The 23499-nt window shown below is 53.8% G+C and carries 23 protein-coding genes, 1 tRNA gene and 1 pseudogene; 21 read left to right on the top strand and 4 right to left on the bottom strand.

The genetic code is table 11. From position 1 onward, the window contains the following. Positions 1-66: 66 nt before the first annotated feature. The 3 genes from fliF to visR all read left to right on the top strand — a co-directional run bounded on the left by fliF (position 67) and on the right by visR (position 3607). Positions 67-1758, top strand: a complete 1692-nt coding sequence (gene fliF, locus ATO67_RS11580; RefSeq protein ID WP_067648735.1) for a flagellar basal-body MS-ring/collar protein FliF — start codon at positions 67-69, stop codon at positions 1756-1758. Positions 1759-2120: 362 nt separating this feature from the next. Beyond that, positions 2121-2852: a transcriptional regulator VisN gene (gene visN, locus ATO67_RS11575; protein ID WP_067648732.1), complete on the top strand. Its 732-nt coding sequence runs from the start codon at positions 2121-2123 to the stop codon at positions 2850-2852. A gap of 11 nt (positions 2853-2863) precedes the next feature. Beyond that, positions 2864-3607 carry a transcriptional regulator VisR gene (gene visR, locus ATO67_RS11570; protein WP_067648729.1) on the top strand — a complete coding sequence of 248 codons (744 nt, stop codon included), beginning with the start codon at positions 2864-2866 and terminating at the stop codon, positions 3605-3607. Between the two features lie 77 nt (positions 3608-3684). Here the strand turns inward: visR and ATO67_RS11565 are convergent, their stop codons facing one another. Further along, entirely contained in the window at positions 3685-5607 is a 1923-nt protein-coding gene (locus ATO67_RS11565; protein ID WP_067649073.1) for an O-linked N-acetylglucosamine transferase, SPINDLY family protein, read from the bottom strand. 176 nt (positions 5608-5783) lie between these two features. Continuing rightward, complete coding sequence (locus tag ATO67_RS23105) at positions 5784-5945, bottom strand: hypothetical protein (RefSeq protein ID WP_157940935.1); 162 nt, start codon at positions 5943-5945, stop codon at positions 5784-5786. 35 nt (positions 5946-5980) lie between these two features. Between ATO67_RS23105 and ATO67_RS11560 the strand changes: the two genes are divergently transcribed. From ATO67_RS11560 to fliQ, 17 genes are all read left to right on the top strand, one after another. Next, the gene (locus tag ATO67_RS11560) at positions 5981-6859 is read left to right on the top strand and encodes a flagellin N-terminal helical domain-containing protein (protein ID WP_067648726.1); all 879 of its coding nucleotides are present in this window, start codon (positions 5981-5983) and stop codon (positions 6857-6859) included. A 272-nt stretch (positions 6860-7131) separates the two neighbouring features. Continuing rightward, positions 7132-8013 (top strand): flagellin N-terminal helical domain-containing protein, encoded by an 882-nt coding sequence (locus ATO67_RS11555; protein ID WP_067648723.1) that lies wholly within the window; start codon positions 7132-7134, stop codon positions 8011-8013. A 319-nt stretch (positions 8014-8332) separates the two neighbouring features. Further along, the gene (locus ATO67_RS11550; protein ID WP_067648720.1) at positions 8333-9211 is read left to right on the top strand and encodes a flagellin N-terminal helical domain-containing protein; all 879 of its coding nucleotides are present in this window, start codon (positions 8333-8335) and stop codon (positions 9209-9211) included. Positions 9212-9497: 286 nt separating this feature from the next. Further along, positions 9498-10463 carry a flagellin N-terminal helical domain-containing protein gene (locus tag ATO67_RS11545; RefSeq protein ID WP_158667350.1) on the top strand — a complete coding sequence of 322 codons (966 nt, stop codon included), beginning with the start codon at positions 9498-9500 and terminating at the stop codon, positions 10461-10463. 189 nt (positions 10464-10652) lie between these two features. Further along, on the top strand, positions 10653-11297 hold the full coding sequence (locus ATO67_RS11540) for a hypothetical protein (RefSeq protein WP_067648715.1): 645 nt from the start codon (positions 10653-10655) through the stop codon (positions 11295-11297). Beyond that, positions 11290-12597, top strand: coding sequence for a MotB family protein (locus ATO67_RS11535; protein ID WP_067648712.1), 1308 nt, complete (start codon positions 11290-11292; stop codon positions 12595-12597). The genes ATO67_RS11540 and ATO67_RS11535 overlap by 8 nt, the downstream gene beginning before the upstream one ends. Before the next feature lie 8 nt (positions 12598-12605). Next, complete coding sequence (locus ATO67_RS11530) at positions 12606-13847, top strand: chemotaxis protein (RefSeq protein ID WP_067648709.1); 1242 nt, start codon at positions 12606-12608, stop codon at positions 13845-13847. Between the two features lies 1 nt (position 13848). Further along, on the top strand, positions 13849-15297 hold the full coding sequence (locus ATO67_RS11525; protein ID WP_067648706.1) for a flagellar hook-length control protein FliK: 1449 nt from the start codon (positions 13849-13851) through the stop codon (positions 15295-15297). Then, entirely contained in the window at positions 15227-15808 is a 582-nt protein-coding gene (locus ATO67_RS11520) for a transglycosylase SLT domain-containing protein (RefSeq protein ID WP_067648703.1), read from the top strand. Before ATO67_RS11525 ends, ATO67_RS11520 begins: the two co-directional genes overlap by 71 nt. A 280-nt stretch (positions 15809-16088) precedes the next feature. Then, positions 16089-16760, top strand: coding sequence for a response regulator transcription factor (locus ATO67_RS11515; RefSeq protein ID WP_067648700.1), 672 nt, complete (start codon positions 16089-16091; stop codon positions 16758-16760). 267 nt (positions 16761-17027) lie between these two features. After that, the gene (locus ATO67_RS11510) at positions 17028-18296 is read left to right on the top strand and encodes a flagellar hook protein FlgE (protein WP_067648697.1); all 1269 of its coding nucleotides are present in this window, start codon (positions 17028-17030) and stop codon (positions 18294-18296) included. A 19-nt stretch (positions 18297-18315) separates the two neighbouring features. Further along, the gene (gene flgK / locus ATO67_RS11505; protein ID WP_067648694.1) at positions 18316-19758 is read left to right on the top strand and encodes a flagellar hook-associated protein FlgK; all 1443 of its coding nucleotides are present in this window, start codon (positions 18316-18318) and stop codon (positions 19756-19758) included. 1 nt (position 19759) lies between these two features. After that, entirely contained in the window at positions 19760-20773 is a 1014-nt protein-coding gene (locus ATO67_RS11500; RefSeq protein WP_067648691.1) for a flagellar hook-associated family protein, read from the top strand. Between the two features lie 55 nt (positions 20774-20828). Beyond that, the gene (gene flaF, locus ATO67_RS11495; protein ID WP_067648688.1) at positions 20829-21176 is read left to right on the top strand and encodes a flagellar biosynthesis regulator FlaF; all 348 of its coding nucleotides are present in this window, start codon (positions 20829-20831) and stop codon (positions 21174-21176) included. Continuing rightward, on the top strand, positions 21173-21619 hold the full coding sequence (flbT, locus tag ATO67_RS11490) for a flagellar biosynthesis repressor FlbT (protein ID WP_067648685.1): 447 nt from the start codon (positions 21173-21175) through the stop codon (positions 21617-21619). Before flaF ends, flbT begins: the two co-directional genes overlap by 4 nt. After that, the gene (gene flgD / locus ATO67_RS11485) at positions 21613-22038 is read left to right on the top strand and encodes a flagellar hook assembly protein FlgD (RefSeq protein WP_067648682.1); all 426 of its coding nucleotides are present in this window, start codon (positions 21613-21615) and stop codon (positions 22036-22038) included. The genes flbT and flgD overlap by 7 nt, the downstream gene beginning before the upstream one ends. Positions 22039-22145: 107 nt before the next feature. Beyond that, positions 22146-22412 carry a flagellar biosynthesis protein FliQ gene (gene fliQ / locus ATO67_RS11480; protein ID WP_067648679.1) on the top strand — a complete coding sequence of 89 codons (267 nt, stop codon included), beginning with the start codon at positions 22146-22148 and terminating at the stop codon, positions 22410-22412. Between the two features lie 57 nt (positions 22413-22469). On the opposite strand, the pseudogene ATO67_RS11475 reads toward fliQ, so the two are convergent. Both ATO67_RS11475 and ATO67_RS11470 read right to left on the bottom strand, forming a co-directional pair. Next, positions 22470-22876, bottom strand: a pseudogene (locus tag ATO67_RS11475) (hypothetical protein). A 135-nt stretch (positions 22877-23011) separates the two neighbouring features. After that, positions 23012-23086 (bottom strand) — tRNA-Thr (locus ATO67_RS11470). Positions 23087-23239: 153 nt separating this feature from the next. Here ATO67_RS11470 and ATO67_RS11465 point away from each other — a divergent pair. Then, positions 23240-23464, top strand: coding sequence for a hypothetical protein (locus ATO67_RS11465; protein WP_067648676.1), 225 nt, complete (start codon positions 23240-23242; stop codon positions 23462-23464). Positions 23465-23499 lie beyond the last annotated feature (35 nt).

Below are 23499 nucleotides of genomic sequence, written 5' to 3'. Positions count from 1 at the left end.
TCGCCGTCTAGTGAGGTATTGGGACCAAAAGGTCTCACGACTCTTTGAACGACGGTGCGGGACAGAATGAATCTGTTAAATCAATTCCCTCAGGTTTTAAAAAATATCGCGGCTCTCGGGCAGACGCGGCTTTTGGTGCTGGGTGGTGTGGGCGTTCTGTCCATGGCGATCATTCTTGCAGCTGCGCTCTACGTGAATAAACCTGCTTACGAAACGCTCTATGTCGGCCTCGAAACGATGGATCTGAACAAGATCAGTATCGCTCTTGCAGAGTCGAATGTTGATTTTCAGGTCGGAGCCGACGGTACGAGCCTTCAAGTTCCGGTCGGTATGACCAGCAAGGCCCGCCTTCTGCTTGCAGAACGCGGCCTGCCTGATAGCGCCAATGCCGGTTACGAGCTCTTCGACAATGTCGGTTCACTTGGCCTTACATCCTTCATGCAGGAAGTGACACGTGTCCGCGCCCTCGAGGGCGAAATCGGCCGTTCCATCCAGCAGATCGATGGTGTCGCCGCAGCACGCGTACACATCGTCATGCCGGATGTCGGCAATTTTCGCCGTGGAGAGCAGAAGCCCACCGCTTCAGTCATGATCCGCGCCAATGCTGCTGCCGGCCGCAAGGCCGCATCCTCCATTCGCCACCTCGTCGCCTCGGCTGTTCCCGGCCTTGAGGTCGATGACGTGACGCTGCTCGATTCCACCGGTCAGTTGCTGGCTTCCGGCGACGATGTTGGAAACGGCGCGCTGAACCGCTCGCTCACACTGTCCCAGAACGTGCAGCAAGAACTCGAAACCAAGATCGACAAGGCGCTTGCGCCGTTTCTCGGCATGGACAACTTTCGCTCCACTGTTACGGCGGAGCTGAACACAGACAGCCAGCAGATTCAGGAGACCGTGTTCGATCCCGAATCACGTGTCGAACGGTCCGTGCGCACCACCAAGGAAGATCAGAAGTCTCAGGAAACAACGCCTGACTCGGCTGCAACGGTTGAGCAGAACGTTCCGCAGGCGGCCCCACAGGGTGGCGGCGGCGGTCCGAAGTCTTCGGACGAGACGGCAAAGAAGGAAGAGCAGACCAACTACGAAATCAACTCGAAAACGACGGCCACTGTTCGTAATGGCTACACGGTCGACAAGATTTCCATCGCTGTCGTCGTCAATAAAGGACGGCTTGCGAAAATGATCGGCGAAACGTCCGATCAGGCAAAAGTCGACGCATACCTCGCCGAAATGCAGAAGATCGTAGCATCTGCCGCAGGTATCTCAACAGATCGTGGTGACGTGGTCACGATCACTGCCATGGACTTCCTTGAAACGCAGCTTCTCGACCAGGCAGTGGCTGGTCCGGGCTTCATGGAAGTTATGAGCCGCAACTCCGCCGGCATCATCAACTCTCTTGCTTTCGTCGTCGTCGCCTTCCTCGTTGTCTGGCTCGGTGTCCGCCCAATCGTCCGCTCCATGGCTGGCGGCAGTGCTGCTTCGACAGCGGAGCTTGGTCAGGATGCGGCTGGTCTCGAACTGCCGGACTTCTCTCCGGGCATGGGTGGAGCAAGTGCCGGTGGTGGCCTTATGGATGGCTTCGGCGCAGACTTCGGCTTCGACAGCACCGACGATCTTCTCTCTGGCGATGGCGACAGTGGCGATTTCAATCGCAGGGTTCGCGAAGGACCGGAACGCCGTCTGTCGCGGATGGTGGAAATCAGCGAAGAGCGCGCCGCCAAAATTCTTCGCAAATGGGCAATCGAAAAAGCAGCTTAGAAACGAGAAGGCCGGTCCCGAACCGGCCTTCTTCCGTTTTATCCCTTGCATCCCATTGGCGCACATGGTCTGATTTGAGACGAAATTAACAATTTGTTCATCAAGACGACAATTTACGTTGGAATAGTAGAAATCAAATCTGTGCGACGCCGATAACATGAATATGCTTTCGGTGGTATGATCAGGAGATAAATACGGGGATGCCTTCGACTGCTTCTGGTTTTCCCTGTAGCTTTTCCTAAAATGCAAATGATTCGGTCGCCAGACATGCAAACCACGGACTGTGATTGTGTTTCTGTATGGAAATGATTTCCATCCCGGTTAAATAATCTCCGATAAGGAGAGCAAGAGGGCGTAGGCTATTGAAGGTGGATGTTGATGTTCGCAGGCTGTCAGCCGTGCCGTTTGATAGGTCGGTAAAGTCATTGCCGCGCGATCAACTCATTCGAAATATTTCAGTCGCGGCAATGGACGGCAACGTTACAGCCGCCGTGGAAATGCTTGCGTCTTTTGCCGGCGCTGCTCATTACCTCCTTGCACGCGAAGATCTGCTCCAGGAAGCAGGTCTCAATTTTATAATCACATCCGATTGGCCGTTCGATCTCGTGCGACGGTTGGGCGCGGAATTGACGAACAACCAGAACCGCGTCAGCGAGATGGAGAAGTGCCTGGCGCTGCTAAGCCCGCGCATGCTGTTTCTGCCGGATGACGCTGTTATCCCACACGGCGTTGATCGCAAATATTGTGCGTTGACCTTCTGTGTCGGCCGCGTCCGCTTTTCGCTGCTATTGTTGTTTGCGGAAGACGGCGTGCCGGTAGACGACCGCTTGCGCGAAGCTGCCATGCTGGCAGGTTATTTCGCAAGTTCGGGCATTATTGCTGAATCCCGTGTCGAGCGCGACATCGATCTGACCGAGCGCGAACTCGAGTGCCTTTTCTGGATTGCTGAAGGCAAGACCAGCGACGAAATGGCAACGATCCTGGGAATTTCCCGCAACACCATCAACAACTATATCACCAGCGTCATGCGTAAGACGGCAACCAAAACCCGCTCAGAGGCTATTGCCTATGCGGTTCGAAATAATCTTGTATGAGGGCGCGCGGGATGGGATATTACAAGGAGTCCGAGACGTCCAGCGCCGAGCATACCGGTTCCGCGCGAGGCAATTCGGCCAGTCGGTCGGACCTTTTTCCCAAGCTGGTGGCAATACAGCGCATACTGGGCGCCAAGAACTTCGTTGTCATGCGCGCCATCGCATCAGGACTGCCCAACAAGCGGAAGCTGTCCTGCGAGATAGAAAACTGGGGCATCAATGCCAGCGATCAAAGCTTGCGTCTTGTCCAGTCCATGGGAGAGCGGTTGCTTGATCACATGGAGCGCTCGCTGCTACCATTGATATGGAAGAGTGAAAACGGAACCGGGTTTGCCGAAATACCCGACGTGCCAGCCCTGATGGTCAGAGTTGCCAACGAAGACCTTTCCTATTCCGGACTGGCGCTGCCGGTTCGCCTGGGGATGATCGGCAATGGATATGTGGTGTTTTGCGGTGGAAATCTGCTGCTGGACAACGAGATGGTCCTTGAGCAGCATATCAAGTGCACCGAGATCATGGTCGATCTGCTAGCCTTGGACGAGCGACGGGTGACGCCTGCGGAGTCGTTGAGCGAACGCGAGGTCGCTTGTCTCCAGCTCGCTGGTGACGGTCGTATCAGTGAGGAAATTGCCGTAAAGCTCGGCCTTTCGGTTCACACCGTGAATGCCTATCTGGGCTCGGCAACCATCAAGCTCGATTCTGTCAATCGCATCCAGGCGATCGCGAAGGCCATTCGTATGGGCTATATCCATTAGACTGAACAACGACAGCTTGGCGATCCAATAATATCGGCCTGAAAACCAGATAGGACTTTTCAGGCCGATGGATCGGCTTAGTTGCCGTGGAAAGGCTCTGTGCGGGCGGGTAGAGCAGCTACATCGAAGTGATCGGGCGCGATGCCTGCTCTGGCCTGTTTGCTCATCGTTTCATAAGCAGCTTCGAGGTGACGGCAGTAGCGTTCCGCATCGAAAAGCGGCTTCGTAAACCTATTGGCATCGATACGTGCGCGAATATCGCGGATCGTTGATGGATCGAGAGCATAGCCGACGGCTTGATCGACATAAGCTGCTTCATTTTCGGCAATCAACTCTGGTGCTCCGATGGCGTGGAGAAGGCTTTCACTGACGCGTGATGCGAAGTTATTGCCCTTCACCGTCAAAACTGGCAGCCCGGACCAGAGCTGTTCCGACGTTGTCGTGTGGCCGTTGACCGGAAAAGTATCGAGACCAAGATCGGCGACGGTGATGCGGTTAAGGTGGAGCTCGAATTCCAGCTTGCCCATAAAAAACACACGCTTTGCGGAGATTCCCATGGCCATGAACTTGGCAAGGATATTTGCTTTGCTCTCTTGGCTGTTGTGCAGAATCCAGATCACGCTGTTCGGCGCACGCTTGAGCATCTCGGACCACAGCTCCACCGTGCGCGGTGTAATCTTACGGTTCGCATTGAATGATGCAAAAACGAAAGCGTCCTCCGGCAAGCCAACGTCTGCACGGGTGATTTGTTTTGCCAATGGACGATTGAGGGGATCGTTGGGCTGATAGGTTTCCGGCAGGCGAACGAACTTCTCGTAGTAATGCGGCTTCGAACTGTCCGGAAGCACATAATGGTCGCCAATGACGTAATCCAGATCGACATTGACTGTAGAACCCGGAAAGCCGATCCAAGCGACTTGAACGGGTGCCGCGCCCATGTTGAAGATCGCCGTGCGGTTTCCTGCCGTGTGTCCTTTCAGGTCGACAAGAATGTCGATATTCCGCGCCCTGATTTCTGCAAGCGCTTCTTCGTTGGTCATGTCGCGAATTGTCACGACATCGCCCCACAGGGTGCGATCTGCGACGTTGGTGTTCAGCAGGTCCGGGTCTGAATGGCAAAACAGCGTGACCTCGAAGCGGTCACGGTCATGCAGTTCGAGAACGCGGCGGATCAGTTTCATGGTCGCATGTTTGTCGAAGAGGTCGGAAGAAATATAGCCGATCCGTATCTTCTGACCCCATTGATGCGCCATCTGGTGGCGTCTGGCGGTCATCTCTGGTGTAAAGGCCGGGGTGTTGCTGCGTGCCAACTGATTGATGTGTTCGTCGTCGGTCCAGTGAATGTTGAAGAAGGTACCGTCGAACGAAACGAAAGACGTATCTCCTGATGCAATGGCGGCATCGATCATGGGCTGATGCTTTTCAATCGCATCGAACTTGCTGTGTTCCCGGCAGAAGACCAGATACATCAGGCGCACAGCCTGCTGACGTGGCAATTTTGCCAGAAGCAGGCGCGCAGTTTCGATGTCTTTCGGGTCGAACAGATCCCAGGTGGTGATGGCGATGCGCGCGCCGAGCTTCATATGCTCGACAGTGTCGCTCTTCATCAGGATGCTTTTCAGCGCCCGGGCAATCTTCGGCTCTCCGCGCTCCAGCAGGATCGTCCCAACGATGTAGGTGATCTCGGGGTACTTGTGGAACTTGTGGATCAGCTTGTTGGACAGTGCGAGCGCTTTGTCCTTTTGCCCGCAGTCGAAGTAGAGCTTGATGCTTTCGACGAGATAGCTTTCGGCATCAATACCGTCCTGCTGGTATGCAAGCTCGTAGGATGTCGCGGCCTGCTCGGGCATTCCAATCCGGATGCATGTTTTTGCCAGCAAAGCATAGGTGCGCGCATCGCGTTTGGTGTCGATCAGCCTGTTCAGCGTCGAAAGGGCTTCGGTATATTGGCCCGTTTTGAAGTGTTTCGATGCGGCGGAATAGCTGATTTCGTTTAACATTTTCTCGTTCATCCTTTTGCCGTCTTGCTTGCCGGACGACAGCCGGTGACGGACGCAGGTCTTGGCGATTTTGAATTTCGACAGAGGTTACCGCGCGAACCTTGCTTGAAACAGGTCTCGCCACATCGCACCTGTTTCATTGTGGTTAACCGCGCTTCTCAGCCATTTGCGCAACGTTAACCAACAAAATCGACAGGTCTGGCGATGGCGCTGAAATTAAGAACTTGGAAATGCTTGCCGCGCATTTTGAACCCTGCGTGACGGGTTTGGTGTCCAAAGAAAACGGAACCGAGTGGCATGATGCCGAACCGTTCGCGCCGGTACTTGTAATCCGGCATGTCCCTCTCTTGTACCGCGTTTTAAGGGGCAACTTATGTCTAGCATTAACTTCAATTCCAGCGCCAACTCCGCTCTCCAGACTTTGCGCAGCATCAACAACAACCTCGGCAAGACCCAGGATCGGGTTTCCACCGGCCTGAAAATCGGCGACGCTTCTGACGGTGCTGCATACTGGTCCATCGCGACCACGATGAAGTCCGACAACAAGGCTCTCGGCGCCGCGACTGATGCCCTTGGCATCGGTGCAGCCAAGGTCGATACAGCCTATGCCGCCATGGACAGCGCGATTGACGTCGTCAATGAAATCAAGGCCAAGCTGACAACCGCCAGCGAAACATCTGTCGACAAGGATCAGGTCCAGCTTGAAATCACCAAGTTGCAGGAACAGCTGACCGCTATCGGTCAGGCCGCTTCGTTCAACGGTGAAAACTGGGCTGTTCAGTCTTCTGATACTTCCAAGACGACTGTCGTCGATGGTTTCATTCGTGACACAGGTGGTGCGGTCAAGGTTACGACAGCCACCTTCAACTCTGGTTCTTATGCCATGTTCTCGACCATTGCTGATGGCGTTGGTAGCGGCGGCGTACTAGCGGCTGTTATGACGATCGCTTTGACCAGCGTATCGACTCAAGGTGAGATCGACACATTCTTGACGACTGTTGAAAGCGCGCTGAGCGAACTCACAAAGGGCGCAGCCGCTCTCGGTGCTCTCTCGACCCGCATCGACCTTCAGGACGAGTATTCCAACAAGCTCAGCGACGCCATGGACGCTGGTATCAGCCGCTTGGTCGATGCCGACATGGAAGAAGAATCTGCACGTCTAGCGTCTCTTCAGACCCAGCAGCAGCTGGCTGTCCAGTCTCTGTCGATTGCCAACTCTTCTTCGCAGAGCATTCTCTCTCTGTTCCGTTAAGATCGACCCCAAAAACGAGAAATCAGGCCGGACCGAAAGGTCCGGCCTTTTTTGTTTAGGTTTGTTAACAAAGTATTACTTATTTTTTTTGTAAATTAACTAAATTTTTATATAATATTTGGAAGTCCTTAACCTTAATGATGTTAGATCGGTCTATCGAAACGACGGCCGAAAGTTAACTATAGTATTCGGCAGGCATGATGCTGATCGTTGTTTACCGGTGAACCCGGAATGTCCCTTCAAATGTACTTGCCAAAGGGGCAATTAATACTATGACCAGTATCTTGACCAACACATCTGCCATGTCTGCACTGCAGACTCTCCGCACGATCAACTCCGACCTATCCACGACTCAGGATCGCGTTTCGTCCGGTCAAAAGGTCGGCAAAGCCGCCGATAACGTCGCTTACTGGTCGATCTCCACCACCATGAACTCCGACAACAAAGCGCTTAATGCTGCGACGGATGCTCTGGGCGTTGGTGCAGCCAAGGTGGACACGGCTTATGCAGCCATGGACAGCGCGATTGACGTCGTTAACGAAATCAAGGCCAAGCTGACAACTGCCAGCGAAACATCTGTCAACAAAGAGCAGGTTCAGCTCGAAATCACCAAGTTGCAGGAACAGCTGACAGCTATCGGTCAGGCCGCGTCCTTCAACGGTGAAAACTGGGCCATTCAGGGTGACCTGGGCTCGCAGACGACGGTTGTTGATGGCTTCATCCGTGACTCTGCCGGCTCGGTTAAGGTTACGACAGCGACGTTCAACTCCGGTTCCTACGCACTGTTTTCGACAATTGCCGACGGCGTCGGCAGCGGCGGTATCCTGTCTGCCGTGATGACTGTTGCTCTGACCAGCGTATCGACACAGGGCGAAATCGACACATTCCTGACGACTGTGCAGACCGCTCTTGATGGCCTGACAAACGGTGCAGCAGCTCTCGGTGCGCTGTCTTCGCGTATCGACATGCAGGACGACTATTCCAGCAAGTTGAGCGATGCGATTGAAGCCGGCGTAAGCCGTCTGGTCGACGCTGACATGGAAGAAGAATCTGCACGTCTTTCGGCTCTACAGACCCAGCAGCAGTTGGCTGTCCAGTCGCTGTCGATTGCGAACTCTTCTTCGCAGAACATCATGTCTCTCTTCAGAGGCTAATAATTTTCAAATCGGACGGAAAAGCCGCGCATTTGCGCGGCTTTTTTTTGGGAAAAATTAACGGGATAAAAAAGAAAAATCTGCAATATTAACAATAAGTTATTCTTCATTAACGGGTGCTCTGGGCCTTAATGTTCCATTCACACAGATGAAAAAATCCCTACGATTAAAGCTTTATTAACCATAAACCTGTCTTCTGAGGTCATCGAAACAGCGCACCGAACAATTTAAGATCGGTAAGCATGAAGCTGCCTGCTGCGTTTCCCGGCTTTGACCGGAATGTCTCTTCTTAAAGAATTGCCAAAGGGGCGCCCTGAAGATGACCAGTATTTTGACAAACACCTCTGCAATGTCTGCTCTTCAGACGCTGCGCTCAATCAATACAGACCTTTCCAACACACAGGATCGCGTATCGTCCGGTTTCCGGGTTGGCCAGGCGAAAGATAACGTAGCCTACTGGTCCATTTCCACCACCATGAATTCCGACAACAAAGCGTTGAATGCCGCTTCCGACGCTCTGGGCGTTGGTGCAGCCAAGGTTGATACTGCCTATGCCGCGATGGAAAGCGCCATTAGCGCCGTCGATGAGATCAAGGCAAAGCTGGTTACCGCCAGCGAACAGTCTACCGACAAGGGCCAGATTCAGCTTGAAATCGGCAAACTTCAGGAACAGCTGTCCGCAATCGCACAGGGTGCCTCGTTCTCCGGTGAGAACTGGATGGTCTACGGCGACGCCACTCAGGCAAGTGTTGTCGATGGCTTCATCCGTAACGCAAGCGGCGGCGTCAGCGTTACGACCGCAAAATTTAACATCGCATCTTATGCCATGTTCGAGTCGATTACATCAGGTGTTGGATCTGGCGGTATTCTCGGCAGCGTCATGAGCGTGGCCCTGACAAGCGTTTCCACACAAGGCGACATCGACGCATTCATGACCATCGTCGAAACCGCTATGAGCGGATTGACGGACTCTGCTGCGGCCATCGGCGCACTTCAGACCCGTATCGACCTTCAGGATGCATACTCCGCCAAGTTGTCGGATGCGATGGAAGCAGGCGTCAGCCGTCTGGTCGATGCTGACATGGAAGAGGAATCAGCCAAGCTTTCGGCGCTCCAGACACAGCAGCAGCTGGCCATCCAGTCACTCTCGATTGCAAACTCCAGCGCTCAGAACATCATGTCGCTCTTCCGCCAGTAAGTCGCATCATTTCAATGACAAGACCGCGCCTCTTCAAAGGGAGGCGCGGTTTTTTCGTTTTCAACAAGGGTCGATACGAAATCGTAGAAACCTTTACCTCTGGACCTCGTCACGCAAGTTTCGCCATAGCTTGGCAGGGTATAAGACTTGTAACGAGGTTCACATTTCGTTAACCCTAAGCCATGCGGCGGTCATAACGCTTCGCATCCTTGCCTCTTCATGATGAGAGTGCGGCTTTCGCCAGATAACTGGCATGTCCTATTACTCTCCGCCCGATGCAGGTACCATGACCAAGATTATTTCCTCCGGCTCCGTGCAGAGTGCACTTCAGACACTTTTGTTCAGCAACGACACGTTGTCGAAGACACAGGAACGCGTAACGTCTGGCTACAAGATTGCGTCTGCGGCGGATAATTCAGGTTATTGGTCAACGGCCACCAACCTGAAATCGGACGCAAGCGTGTTGACGAGCGTGGGCGATGCCCTCAATCTTGGCGCATCCAAGGCGGACACTGCTTACGAAGCCGTGACGTCGTTGATCGGCGTTGTCGATCAGATCATGACGCAATTGACGACAGCATATGAGCCCGGCGCAGACAGAAGTCAGATCAATGGTGCGATCAGTGCCTTGAAAAACAATCTGCAATCGGTGTCGCAGGCTGCCAGCTTCTCCGGCGACAATTGGCTGTACAATACGGCCGAGCAGCTTCCGGCAACAAAATCGGTACCGTTTGCCTTTCATAAAGACGCATCCGGCGGTATTTCCCTACAGCATCTGACTGTCGACACGGCGCAAACGACGATGGTGGACACCAGTGACGCAAGCCGCGGATTGCTGACCGGAGCGGTAGACGCGAGCGCACGTGATGGCGATACCGCTGCACCGGCTCGGGATTATTATCTTCTGAACGCGGGATCAGCGACTGGGGTCACGGGCACTGAAATCGCCGTCTCCGATACCACGACGAAAGATGAGCTCGATGATATGGTCTATGTCGTCAGCCAATTGTCGAAAAAGCTGAACGAGCTTGGTGGTTCAATTGGTACGATGTCGAACCGGATGGACCAGCAGACCACCTTCGTCAGTTCGCTCAAGGACTCGATGGATAAAAGCGTCAGCCGCTTGGTTGATGCCGACATGGAAGAAGAGTCCACCAAATTGACGGCCTACAAGACGCAGCGCGATCTGGCAGTCGAAGTCGTGTCACTTGCCAACAACCACCGAAAGAGCCTTGCCACTCTCTTTTCGTGATGTCGGGTAGGGGTTCATCCTCGCACAAGTTTGAACCTCTACTTTAGGACACTGAATTGCTGCCGGGTTTTCGCTTTCTCATCAAGACTGCGAAATCGCTCTGCTGGCCCTCTCTGAATGCCTTGCGGATTATTTCATGATTCTCTTCTCCATAGAAAAGACAAGCACGATAGCGGACGGGGTGCGTCTATGAGCGGAGCTTTGGCAAAATATCTCAAGGACTTCAGCCAGTTCACGCCGCCTGATGCAGCTGACATTATTGAGTTGGATACGTCGGTTTCTGCCTTCGACAGCAGTTGGTCGCCTGAACCCGAAATCGCCATCGATGTCGATGAAGAGAAGCGCAAGGCTTTTGTCGAGGGGGAAGAGGCTGGCAAGCGGGAACAGCTCGTCAATCAGGAGACTGCACTGGAAGCATTGCGTGCGCTTCACGTTGAGGAACTGGAGGCGATGCGTGTCCGGTATGAGGAAGAGATCGCAACGCATCTCGCCACCTCGGTCATTTCAATGAAGCAGATGATTGCCGACAATGTCGAAAGCGCATGCTTTCGTTTGTTCTCTGTTGTCATGGAGCGGGAGCTTGCGAAAGATACAGCAGCCGATATCTCTGCCCAAATCATCCGCGAGATCGAAGGCGGGTTTGCCGGTACGATCAAGATAACCGGCCCGGAGCATCTTTTGTCCAAAATCCGCGAAGGTCTGGGTGCGGTCGACAATCAGGTCGATTACGACGTTTCGACCGATATTGATGTGAAAGTACAAATGGATAGCTCAGTCTTAATGACGAGACTGGCAGAGTTTTTCCAGAACGCACGGGGTTTGGCGGATGAGTGAAGGCGAAAATCACCATCACGGCAAAAACGAAATCATCATCATTAAACGCCATAAAGGTGGTCACGAAGGCTCGCATGGTGGTGCCTGGAAAATCGCTTTCGCGGACTTCATGACCGCTATGATGGCCTTCTTCCTCGTGATGTGGCTGGTAAATGCTGCAAACGAGGAAACGAAGGCTTCCGTCGCCAGCTATTTCAATCCCATCAAGTTGACGGACGAAAAGCCTGCCGACAAGGGAATGAAGCAGCCCGCAAAAACTGCCGACGGCGAGCAGACCCAGCAAAAGTCCGATACGAAAGCCGAAAAGACGCATGACGCTGCCGCTGCTGCAAGCGGTGACGACATGACCTCGTCCTCCGGCGACAAGACGGCCTATTCCGAAGCGGCGTTCTTCGAGAACCCCTACGCGGTTCTGGCCGAAATCGCACAGGAAGTCGGACAACAGGCAAATGTCAGCGCCAAAGGCGAGGGTGGTGCAAGCGATTCCGGTCCATCAACCGGCGCGTCCGGCGGAGAGGCCTATCGCGACCCGTTCGATCCGGATTTCTGGAGCAAGCAGGTCGATGTCCGCCCCGATCAAAGTGGGGTAGCGATCCAGGATACCGCTCTGCCTGAAAAGGCACAGAAAAAGACAGATCCGAAAGCGGTTGCTGTTCCACAGGACATGGCCAGTGTCATCAATGATAGCGAGTCACCAGCAACTTTGCAGGCGACAGAGATCAAGGCGCAGAAAGTCGATCCGGGCGCCGTCGATGAAATAGGTGAAACGTCCTCTAAGCCAAGCAAGACGAAGACGGCCAAGGCGCATACCGCCGCCAAATCCAAGGCAGATGCTGCACAGGAAGAGACGACGGCCGAACTACGCGACGAGATTGCCCAGCAGGTTGCCGGTGTTGCTGGCAAGCTCGCGGAAGGCATTGTCGTTACGCCCGCCGAGGGTGGCACGTTGATCACGATTTCTGAAAAGGCCAACACTGCCATGTTCGGCATCGGTTCTGCCGTGCCGCAGAAGGACCTCGTTCTTGCGATGGAAAAGATTGGTCAGGTTCTCAGCAAGCAGAAAGGCGCCGTTGTCATTCGTGGTCACACGGATGCGCGTCCCTACAGCAGTGACGGAAAAGACAACTGGACGCTGTCGATGGACCGCGCACACGCCGCTTACTTCATGTTGTCGCGCGGCGGTCTGGATGAGACGCGGATCAAGCAATTGTCGGGTTTTGCCGACAGGCGTCTGCAAACCTCCGACGATCCGCTGAATGGTGCAAACCGTCGCATCGAAATATTGCTAGAGGATAGTTGAGGCAGCGGATGATGAAAGCGACCCGCATTGCTGTCTTGTTTCTGGGCATTTCGTGGCTGGCCAGCGCCAGTTACGGATACGCGCAGAGCGATCTGCCACCTGCCAAAATCCTGCGCTCCCTCCAGTTCGTTCAGGACTCGGTCGTCATGGGAGATCATTCCGCGCGGGACATGCAGAAGTATCTTCTGGAAACCATCGATACGACGCTGAGAACGGCCGATGCTTCGATTTTTGAAGATTCCCGAAATGCTGATGCGGCGCTCGCCTACATCATGAGTGGCGGCAATCCGCAGACGCTCGATTATCTCGTTGCGCGTGATGTGCAGGGACATTTCGATTCCCGCGTCATCAACATCTTGCAGAAATATTTCAACGGGCGTGGCGTGCAGGTCGAAAAGATCATCACCGATATTCTCCCTGAATACCGCAATGGGGTTCTGGGTCCTTATCTGATGTTGATTGCGGGCAATATTGCCGTGACGAGAGACCCCGCGGCGTCACTGGTTTTCTTCGATGATGCACGCCTGACGGCGCCAGGCACGATCATCGAAGAGGCAGCGTTGCGACGTTCGATCATCGCGATGATCCAGATGAAGCAGCCCGACAAAACCCTTCAATATGTCCGAAAATATGCGGTCAGATTTCTGCACTCGCCCTATGCCTCCCAATTTGCCGACCTCTTCGTTGGTTTCGTCGTCGAAAGCTTTGGTGCTGTCTCCAAGGAGAACATCGTGGAGATCGCGGATCTGATGGACCCTAAGCGCGCGGAAGAAATCTATCTGCGCATTGCGCGTCAGGCTTCGTTGCGCGGTCAGGTCGAATTGGCACGTTTTGCTACAGACGAAGCCGAAGGGCTGACATCGAAGACAGGCGATACGTCGCGCATGCCCCTCTCGAAGCTGTATTCCGGCTTGGCAGGCGTTCCAAGCGACGCCGTCCATAGCGCCACAGACACACTGGCAAGCATACCCAACGACGAACTGTCGCCGCGTGATATCGCACTGCGCGACGCGGCAAAAACGATCGCCGAGCAAATTGTGAGAGTGCCAGCCGCCTCAGGTTCTCCGCCAAGTCAAGGCGACGATCCGGCTGGCGACGGCAAGACTGTCCTTTCGGCTAGCAATGATGATGTCGATGCACAAAAGCAGTCCGGGCAGGTCGTCGCGGGAGCACCATTGAGAGAGTTCTTTGACAAGAGCCGAGCTCGTTTAAACGAGATAGATTCTTTGTTGGAGCAGGAGGAGAGATAGAATGAACGTCTTAAAGACTATTGTTCCCGGCAATGCCGAAACCGTCAATCAGACAAGCCGTCAAGACCGTGATAGCTCCTCGAAGCGGGGAGGATCGGGCTTTTCCGATACTCTGGGCTCCCTCGACAAGGCTGCTCCTCCCAAACCCTCAGCATCCAGCAAGCCTGCAAATGCGAATGCAACCGCTGACCAGCCCGCTGACGTCCCCGAGCCCGAGGTGTCAGCAGCCCCAGTCAGTGCCGCGCCCGCTGCGGCAACCAATAAAACCATCGCTCCGACGGCAATCTTTATCGACGCGGCTGCGGTTTCGCCGAGCCAGCCCACGACACAAACGACTTTGACTGCTCAACTCAACGGGCTTCAGAACACCAAAACAGCGGAGCCTGTTCCGCCCGGTGCCACGCAGTTCCCCGACGCCACCGCTGAGACAGTGCCACTGCCCGTGATAAGCGATCTGGCGAAGCTCGTGACCGCCCTGAGCAAATTGTCTTCCACGACGGCGACCTCCGAGACGGATGATGCCGTCGACAACGGAGAAGATAAAGGCGATGCAGACGTTGCATTAACAGACACCTCCAACGGCGACAATGACTTGCTATCGCTGCTCGCTTCAACCGTGATGCCTGTCGATCAATCCGTTCAGCAGAAGGCTGCTCCGTCACCCGATGATGGAAATTCTGTGTTGGGTACCGCATCTGGAGCAGTGACTGGTGGCGATCCGCTTGCCGAAGGTGCTGTCACCGGCTCGACTGTCGTGAGACTGCAAAAGCAGGATGCGCCGGCGCTCGATCTTCATTTCGATACCAATGAAGACGGGTCAACGAAGGTTGACGTCTCCAAGGCCGCAGGCGATGTCTCCGACGTTGTGCAAGTCGTTGAAAGCAGACGTTTTGTGGGCCTTGCGCAAACATCCAACGCCGCAGCTATAACGACGGCGATGGCGACTGACCCGCAATGGGCAGGCGCCATGGCAGACCAGACAAGCAAGTCTCCTATGATTTCAAGCACCGGACAGGTGGTCCACGTCTTGAAGATACAGATGACACCAGTTGATCTTGGGCACGTGACCGCAGCCATGAAGCTGGTAGGAGACGAGTTGAGCGTGCAGCTGACTGCGCATACGCTCAAGGGCTACAGTGAGCTGCAGAAAGATAGTTCCAGCATTCTGGAGGCACTGAAGTCTCAGGGTTTCAGCGTGGAGAATGTGACGGTGACATTGGCCAGCGGCACGGACCGCCAGGATAGCGGCACGAACAACCGCCAGCCAGCAGATACGGGTCAGCAAAGCGCGCAGCAAGGGCAGCGTGGTCAGGAAGAAAAGCCACAGGAACAGTTTTATCGTCGCCCGGGAAGCAACGCCAGAGAAGAGACAAATAGCCATGACAATATTTCACAGCCTGAAATATCTGCTCGCGCTGCCAGCGTTCGTCCTGACCACGTTTACCTGTGAGGCTTCGCAGCCCGTCACCAGAGTTGATTGTGAGCGGCAGATACATGCAGCGGCAGATCGATACGGCATACCCGAAGGCATCCTTTATTCTGTTGGATTGACCGAGACGGGACGCAAGGGCTCGCTGAGCCCTTATGCCATCAACATTGAAGGCAAGGCGTATTTCCCTGAAAATTTGCCGGAGGCTTACAAGCTGGTTGGCGACGCCCAGCGTGGCGGGGCGAAGCTGATCGATATAGGCTGCATGCAGATCAACGTCCATTTTCACGGTGCAGAATTCAGCTCCGTCGCTGAAATGTTCGACCCCGCAAAGAACGTTGCCTATGCCGCCCAATTCCTGAAACGTCTCCATGATCGTCACGATACATGGACTATGGCGGTCGCTCGATACCATGCTGGACCCAACAACGACCCAGCCCAGCAACGGTATGTCTGCAGGGTGATCAGCAATCTCATCGCCACTGGCTACGGTCAATGGACCGCCAATGCGAGAAATTTCTGCCTGGGATGAACAACCAAGGGTTGGTCTTCAAGTCTCCTGGATAGCCCCCAAACAAATGCGGCGAGATTCTGACAAAAAAAGGCAGGCAAGCCCTAAGTGACTTGACTCGCACTTTTCCCCCGAAAAAATATCCTATTTTTTGAAGATGCCTACTATATATAGATCAAATCGGAACAATATGGTTAATCAATTATTAATTTTTGCCTGTGTTTTTTTGTAGTTGTGAGAGATTCCCTCGATTCGTACACCCTAGCATGTAGATTGGCTACACTGATTCGGAGGCGGACGAATGATCGTGGTAGTTGATGAGCGGAAGCTTGTTAAGGACGGGTACACAGCCCTTTTTGGGCGCGAGGGAATTCCCTCAACTGGATTTGATCCAGCTGAATTTGGCGAATGGGTAAATACGGCGGCGGACTCAGATATTGCGGCAATCGAAGCGTTCCTGATTGGTCAGGCGGAATCAACTCACGAGTTGCCGCGGGCTATCCGGGATCGTTCTCAGGCGCCTGTGATTGCGGTCAGCGATCATCATTCTTTGGATGCGACACTGGCGCTTTTTGACTCCGGTGTGGACGATGTCGTTCGCAAGCCGGTTCACCCAAGAGAAATCCTCGCTCGCGCGGCAGCTATTCGCCGTCGCCTGTCGGTTCTCACGCATTTTACGGATGCTGGACCTATCCGGGTATTCTCGGATGGGCGTGATCCAGAGGTTAGCGGAGAAGTGTTTCCATTGCCGCGCCGCGAGCGCCGCATTCTAGAATACTTAATTGCAAATCGTGGACGCCGCGTTTCGAAAGCGCAGATTTTCAACGCGATCTACGGCATCTTCGATGAAGAAGTCGAAGAAAATGTTGTCGAAAGCCACATCAGCAAATTGCGTAAGAAGCTCCGCAAGAAGCTGAGTTTCGACCCGATCGACTCTAAAAGGTTTCTTGGCTACTGCATCGATTGGGCATGACTTTCTGCCTCTAAATCTTCGAGTCTCTTCCGAAATCAGCTCCACAAGTACCGCGCCGCATCTCACCAAGAGTGCGGCGTTATTTGTTTCTGCCTGGGCGGAAGCAGCAACGGAAGCTTTAAATTTTCAAGACTAACGGCGAGTGCTGAAAATGGTTCCGAACAAAAATTAATTTTTTGGTCAGGTCATTCCACAGAGAGAAAAACAGACAGCCTCACGCAAGGCCCACATCCTAACTTTGGTGCAGATAAGAACAGAGGATTCGAGATGAGCCTTTTCGGAACGATGAAAACTGCCGTGTCCGGCATGAATGCGCAATCAAACAAGCTGGGCACCGTCGGCGACAACATCGCGAATTCCAGCACGACAGGTTACAAAAGCGCCTCGACTGCTTTTTCCTCGCTCGTTTTGTCCTCCAGCGGCGGCAACTACAATTCCGGCGGCGTCGACACCCAGGTCAGGTATTCGATTTCCCAGCAGGGTGCAGCCGTCGCCACGCAGTCTTCAACCGACCTTGCTATCAACGGTGATGGTTTCTTTGTCGTCCAGGATACCGCGGGTAACGTCTTTCTGACGCGTTCCGGCTCGTTCACTGCTGATGACAACGGTAACCTTGTCAACAGTGCTGGTTTCACGCTTCTTGGCTATGAATATACCGGCTCGACGCCAACGACCGTTATCAACAGCTATGATGGCCTCGTTCCCGTCAATGTTTCGGCCAACGGTATGACGGCTACGCCTTCGACCTCCGGTTCGCTGACGGGCAACCTCAGCGATTCCGCTCCGGTCGTGGATGCCGCGAACCTCCCAAGTGATAAAGATGCTACCGTGGTTGTCGATCAGATCAGCACCTTGAAGACGTCAGTCACCGGTTATGACGCTCTCGGCAACGAAATCAAATATGATTTCTATTTTTCCAAGACAGCTGACAACGAGTGGGAAGTCAACGTCTACGATGCGGCATACGCATCCAGCACCGGCTCCTTCCCTTATTCTGAGGGTCCCCTCGTAAGTGAACCGATGTCTTTTGACACCGACACAAAGACGTTCGATCTGTCAAATGTGGTCATCGACGACCCTAACAATGAGACGAGCATTACGATCGATTTGTCCAGCATGACACAATTTGCTGCGACCAATTCTACAATGGAGCAGGGCAAGGTTAACGGTAACCCGGCTGAGCAGGTACAGTCTATCTCCATCACAGCCGATGGCACTGTCTACGCGACCTATGCAAAGTCTTCTGCTCGCGCACTTTTCCAAATCCCGCTAGCCGATGTCGCAAGCCCGGACAACTTATCAGTCCTTTCAGGAAACGTATTCCAGACCAGTGCAGAATCCGGCGTAGTGACGCTTGGTTTTGCTGGTCAGACCGGGTTTGGCTCGATCGCTTCCAAGCAGCTTGAGTCTTCGAACGTGGATATCGCCACCGAGTTGACTGAAATGATCCAGGCGCAACGCAGCTACACGGCCAACTCCAAAGTCTTCCAGACCGGTTCCGATCTGATGGACGTTCTCATCAATCTGGTACGGTAAAGCTTTAAAGGACAGGTGAATGTCGCTTGCTTCGGCGCTTAATACGACAAAGGCAACTCTGAGCAACACTGCTGTTCAGACTGGTGTCGTTTCGAACAACATTTCGAATGCCAGCTCCACGGAATATAATCGCCGCACCGCGATCACGACCACCAATGCAACGACCGGTGCGATTGTGGTCAAGATCGAGCGTACCGAAGATACCGCGCTTTTGAAGCAGGCGCTGGCTGCGACATCCGATGACGCAGGACGGCAGACATTTCTTGATGGCATGAACTCGCTCAGCGTCGTTCTTGGCGGTCAAGAGTACACGGCAGCGCCTTCCACTTACCTGGCCACTTTGCAAAACGCCTTGCAGACCTATGCGGCTTCGCCGAGTGACGTGACATTGGCATCTGCAGCGGTGAGTGCTGCTGGTGACGTTGCCAACTCCCTGAACACTTCGACCCAGTCGGTCCAGAAGCTGAGATCCGATGCCGACGGCGAGATATCGAAGACTGTCGAAAAGCTCAACCTGCTGCTCTCCCAATTCGAGCAGGCGAACAATGCCGTGAGCGCTGCGACGGCCACGGGCGGCGATCCGAACAATGCGCTCGACCAGCGTGACGGTTTACTCAAGCAGATTTCCGGCATCGTCGGCGTTTCGACATCCACGCGCGCCAATAACGACATGGTCATCTACACCAGCGATGGCACGACCCTTTTCGAAACGAAGGCGAGAAAGGTCTCGTTCGATTCGATGGCTGCGTATGACGCCAACGCCACCGGTAGCAATATTTACATCGATGGCGTTGCCGTGAAGATGGGTGCGGGCAGCAACACGACGGCTAAGGGCAGCCTACCAGCACTTTTGCAACTGCGTGATCAGGTCTACCCGAGCTATCAGGCGCAACTGGATGAGATTGCGCGCGGTGTTATGGGTGCCTTTGCGGAAACAGATGGAAACGGCGACGCAATCGCTGGACTTTTCACAACGAACGACGGCTCGGACGTTGATTTTTCAAACCCCGAGATCATTCCAGGTCTGGCAGGTCTCATCAGCGTGTCGGCTGACGCGGCCGCTACACCCATCAAGCTTCGTGACGGCGATATTGCGGGTGATAGCCCGAACGTCGATAGATCGACTGGTTACTCCGATCTTCTTTACAAGTACGCCGCTAATCTCAACGCGCAGGTCGAATTCGATCCGACGGCTGGGATATCCACCAATGCCAGCTTGCTGAGCTTCGCAACGGATTCTGCCGGCTGGGTCGAGGAATATCGCAGCAATGCTACGACGGCTGCGGAAAGCTCGTCGGCGATGCTGAACAAGTCGACCGAGGCCTACTCCAACTCCACAGGCGTCAACCTCGACGAAGAGCTCATTCAGATGCTGGATATCGAGCAATCCTACAAGGCTGCGGCAAAACTGATGTCGACAATCGATGATCTCTTGAAGACACTGATGGAGGCTGCGAACTGATATGAAGACCACACCCATTTCTTCTCAATCCATTAGCACTGCAATGCAGTTGACCGTCTCCAACGCGCAGACGGAAATCACCAAGTTGCAGACTGAAGCAGTCACCGGCACCTACGCGGATGTGGGGCTGGAGCTTGGAACCCGCACGTCCACGAGCCTGGACTATACGCGTGAAAGTAGCCGCCTTCAGTCGATCATGGATGCCAACTCCATTGCCGAGCAGCGCATGGATGCGTCCCAGCTCGCCATGGAGAATATGTCGGCCTCGGCGCAAAGCCTGTTGAATTCGGTCATTGCGCTGAGTGGCAACACGGATGCAAGCAGCCTCAGCGTTGCCAAGACGACGGCAATGTCGACACTGGAAAATTTCGTCAGCTATTCGAACACCGCCGTGAACGGCGAGTATCTCTTTTCCGGCATCAACACGGATGCGCAGACACTGCCAGATACGTTCATTACGGATATAGCCGCGGACTTTAACGCCCAGTTCACCACCCAGTTTCCTGATCCTTCCGCTGTGACGGCGGACGATATGAAGACGTTCCTGGCGGACTACCAGGACAGCTTCGACTGGCCGTCCTGGACAGGTGCGTCCGATACAACCATGAGCAGCCGTATTAGTACTTCGGAAACCGTATCTACATCGGTGTCCGCTAATGCGGACGGTTTCAAAAGCCTTGTGCTTGCGGGTGTGATATCGTCGCAGCTGGTAAACTCAGGATTGAGCGCAAGTGCGCTAGCCGTCGTCAATGACGCTACTACGAGCCTCGCTGGTTCCGCAATATCCGGCATAGACACCCAGCGTTCGAAAATTGGCCTGTCCCAGGAAAGAGTGGAAAAGGCGAATACCTACATGAGCTCTCAGAAGACGATCATCGACACCCAACTGACCAACCTTGTTGGCGTCGATACCTATGAGGCCTCCACGCGTCTGACAACGCTGCTCAATCAGGTCGAGACATCTTACTCGATAACGTCGAAAATACAGGGCCTAAGCCTGGTTAACTATCTCTAAAGAAAACAGAAAACGCCTATGACGGGTGGCCGTTAAGACCATGAAGGAAAGATGAATGTTCCAGTTTTCATATGCGGAGATAATGGAGGATGACCCCAATATCGCCCGCGATAGAGAAAGACAGGTTCTAGACAGATCGATTGAGCTTCTTGCTGTCGCGAAAGAGCGCGATCACTACGGCAAAGACGGGATAGAAGCAATTTTTTATACGAGACGCGTTTGGACCAGTCTCATCGATGATCTTAAACAGCCTGAGAATGCGCTTCCCGTTGAACTAAAAGCCAACCTGATTTCCATCGCTATCTGGATTCTTAGAGAGTGCGAGAACATACGCAAACGTAAATCTACGAATTACCAGGGCATAATCGACGTTACAACCATCATCAAGGATGGATTAAAATGAAAAGTACGCTGCGCATCTCTCTAAAGTCCGGAGAAAAAATCTTCATCAACGGCGCTGTTCTGCGCGTTGACAGGAAGGTGTCTCTGGAGTTCCTCAATGACGTGACGTTCCTTTTGGAAAACCACGTTCTTCAACTCGAAGATACGACGACACCTTTGCGGCAGCTTTATTTCATCGTCCAGATGATGCTGATCAATCCGGAGGGCAAGGAACAGTCACTTTCACTGTTCCGCAAATCGATTACCATGTTGCTGACCACGTTCAAGAACGAGGAAATTCGTTCCGAATTGAAGCGGATCGATGCAACGGTTTCGTCTGGTCGCCCGTTTGACGCGCTGAAGACCATTCGCGGCCTTTATGCGAAGGAAGAAATCATTCTCAACAGTCACGAAATCACCCCTGCGGTGGTCAACGAACTGAGACGGGAAATTGCGCCATGGTAGACGGCATTTCTGGCACCTCGTCCAGCGCGGCGACCTCACAAACAACGTCGGCTGCGAAAACCGATGCAAAGAAAGCATCGCTGGATTACGATAATTTCCTGCAGCTTTTGATCGCACAGATGAAAAATCAGGACCCGACGGACCCGATGGATGCCACTCAGCAGGTCGCGCAGCTTGCGACCTTCTCTCAGGTGGAGCAGTCGGTTAAGATGAACAGCAATCTTGAAAGCCTGCTGTCTGTCAATTCTCTGTCGAACGCGTCGTCCTATATCGGCAAGACATTGACGAGTGCCGATGAAAAGACAACCGGTGTCGTTGCCTCGATAAAGGTCACGTCGGAAGGCCTGACAGCCACGACGACGACCGGTGGCACAATTGCGATCACTGAGGGCATCAAAATCGCCAACACTCCGGCTTAACCATATCGCTCGAATCATATACCGCTCTGTGTAGACGGAAACGGCGTCACTGAAATTTTTATTTCTCAATTCGGCTTCGTGACGCCGATTGGATCGAGCGTACTGAGATGAACGAGGCCGACGCTCTCGACATTATGCAAAATGCAATCTGGACAGTCCTGATTGCATCTGGTCCTGCCGTGTCCGCTGCCATGGCGGTCGGCATCATCATTGCGCTGATACAGGCACTGACGCAAATTCAGGAAACGACGCTGACATTCGTCCCCAAGATCATTGCTGTAATGGTGGCAATCGGTCTTTCGGCGCCATTCGTTGGTTCCCAGATCGGCATGTTCACCAACATGGTTTTTTCCCGTGTTCAGTCGGGCTTTTAAACCGATCTAGCCGAAATCTCTAGAGGCGCTTGACGCTCACTTTTTTTCATAATCTGCTCAGAGAGCTCCGGCCAGAACGTTGCAAATCCCTTCGCGCACGACGGCTTTGTCCGTGACCTGGCCTGCCTGAATATTGAAAACAATATCCACCCTGACACCAGCGCCCTTCTGGCGGGCAACAACTCTCAGCGTCTGGATTCTGCCTGACCCTGTCGTTTCTGAAATGCATCGATGGATGACAGGGCCTTGTCGACCTTCACACCGGAAAACCCTTCCGCGGAAACGGCCTGTGCGAGTTTCTGCAAAACAGTGGACGCCTTTGCCTTTGGAAACTCTTCCCAGGATTTATAGCTCATGGCTGACATCAAAGGGACGCCCGATACTTTGAAGTTCTTTTCACAGGTTGCTGCCTGTGCAGCGCTGGCGATAAGAAGCAAACCAAAAGTCGCTACCGCAAATTTCATCGTCGCCCTCCAATACTCAAATGCGCGCTGAAATTGTCATAATGCCGATGATAGTCAAGAGCACATCCGCCACGCACCACGACCATGAGATCGAGCTGAAGTCTCTAATTTAACGGCTAGAATTTTTTGGAAAAATGGTGCTGCGAAAGAGGATTGAACTCTCGACCTCTCCCTTACCAAGGGAGTGCTCTACCACTGAGCTACCGCAGCATCCGATGTCGAAGCATCTGCTTCACATCAAGTTGGGGCCTATTGCCATAGGTTTATGACGAGCGCAAGCAGCAATCTGCGACTTCGGCGTTCCACCGTGCAAAAACCAGCGGGGGCTGTTGAAAAGGCCGGACTTCGGCTAATGATGCGCTTATGAACGATGACGACGATCTTTTGGCGGATGATGGCGCCGCTTCCTCTGGGCAAAATGGCCCGGGCGACAGGGCCAAGAGGGCAGAGGCTGAGCGTAAGGCACGTGCGGCGAAGAAGCTGCGCGAGAACCTTGCCCGGCGGAAACAGCAGGCGCGCGCGCGACGTGCTGGCGAAGCGGACGAAACAATTGGTCTGCCCGCCGCAAAAACGGACGAATCGTGCTGACAAGAAACATTCATCAGAAAATTGAAATAGCGCGG

This window comes from Agrobacterium bohemicum, from assembly GCF_001562555.1.
Lineage (GTDB): Bacteria > Pseudomonadota > Alphaproteobacteria > Rhizobiales > Rhizobiaceae > Agrobacterium > Agrobacterium bohemicum.
Note: the sequence above shows the minus strand (reverse complement) of the source record. Positions and strands in the feature narration are given on the sequence as shown.

What these genes read in the sequence shown, in the direction of transcription:
- fliF (WP_067648735.1), top strand. Translation starts at nt 67, where the DNA reads ATGAATCTGTTAAATCAATTCCCTCAGGTTTTAAAAAATATCGCGGCT.
- visR (WP_067648729.1), top strand. Translation starts at nt 2,864, where the DNA reads ATGGGATATTACAAGGAGTCCGAGACGTCCAGCGCCGAGCATACCGGT.
- ATO67_RS11565 (WP_067649073.1), bottom strand. Translation starts at nt 5,607, where the DNA reads ATGTTAAACGAAATCAGCTATTCCGCCGCATCGAAACACTTCAAAACG.
- ATO67_RS23105 (WP_157940935.1), bottom strand. Translation starts at nt 5,945, where the DNA reads ATGCCGGATTACAAGTACCGGCGCGAACGGTTCGGCATCATGCCACTC.
- ATO67_RS11560 (WP_067648726.1), top strand. Translation starts at nt 5,981, where the DNA reads ATGTCTAGCATTAACTTCAATTCCAGCGCCAACTCCGCTCTCCAGACT.
- ATO67_RS11555 (WP_067648723.1), top strand. Translation starts at nt 7,132, where the DNA reads ATGACCAGTATCTTGACCAACACATCTGCCATGTCTGCACTGCAGACT.
- ATO67_RS11550 (WP_067648720.1), top strand. Translation starts at nt 8,333, where the DNA reads ATGACCAGTATTTTGACAAACACCTCTGCAATGTCTGCTCTTCAGACG.
- ATO67_RS11545 (WP_158667350.1), top strand. Translation starts at nt 9,498, where the DNA reads ATGACCAAGATTATTTCCTCCGGCTCCGTGCAGAGTGCACTTCAGACA.
- ATO67_RS11540 (WP_067648715.1), top strand. Translation starts at nt 10,653, where the DNA reads ATGAGCGGAGCTTTGGCAAAATATCTCAAGGACTTCAGCCAGTTCACG.
- ATO67_RS11535 (WP_067648712.1), top strand. Translation starts at nt 11,290, where the DNA reads ATGAGTGAAGGCGAAAATCACCATCACGGCAAAAACGAAATCATCATC.
- ATO67_RS11530 (WP_067648709.1), top strand. Translation starts at nt 12,606, where the DNA reads ATGATGAAAGCGACCCGCATTGCTGTCTTGTTTCTGGGCATTTCGTGG.
- ATO67_RS11525 (WP_067648706.1), top strand. Translation starts at nt 13,849, where the DNA reads ATGAACGTCTTAAAGACTATTGTTCCCGGCAATGCCGAAACCGTCAAT.
- ATO67_RS11520 (WP_067648703.1), top strand. Translation starts at nt 15,227, where the DNA reads ATGACAATATTTCACAGCCTGAAATATCTGCTCGCGCTGCCAGCGTTC.
- ATO67_RS11515 (WP_067648700.1), top strand. Translation starts at nt 16,089, where the DNA reads ATGATCGTGGTAGTTGATGAGCGGAAGCTTGTTAAGGACGGGTACACA.
- ATO67_RS11510 (WP_067648697.1), top strand. Translation starts at nt 17,028, where the DNA reads ATGAGCCTTTTCGGAACGATGAAAACTGCCGTGTCCGGCATGAATGCG.
- flgK (WP_067648694.1), top strand. Translation starts at nt 18,316, where the DNA reads ATGTCGCTTGCTTCGGCGCTTAATACGACAAAGGCAACTCTGAGCAAC.
- ATO67_RS11500 (WP_067648691.1), top strand. Translation starts at nt 19,760, where the DNA reads ATGAAGACCACACCCATTTCTTCTCAATCCATTAGCACTGCAATGCAG.
- flaF (WP_067648688.1), top strand. Translation starts at nt 20,829, where the DNA reads ATGTTCCAGTTTTCATATGCGGAGATAATGGAGGATGACCCCAATATC.
- flbT (WP_067648685.1), top strand. Translation starts at nt 21,173, where the DNA reads ATGAAAAGTACGCTGCGCATCTCTCTAAAGTCCGGAGAAAAAATCTTC.
- flgD (WP_067648682.1), top strand. Translation starts at nt 21,613, where the DNA reads ATGGTAGACGGCATTTCTGGCACCTCGTCCAGCGCGGCGACCTCACAA.
- fliQ (WP_067648679.1), top strand. Translation starts at nt 22,146, where the DNA reads ATGAACGAGGCCGACGCTCTCGACATTATGCAAAATGCAATCTGGACA.
- ATO67_RS11465 (WP_067648676.1), top strand. Translation starts at nt 23,240, where the DNA reads ATGAACGATGACGACGATCTTTTGGCGGATGATGGCGCCGCTTCCTCT.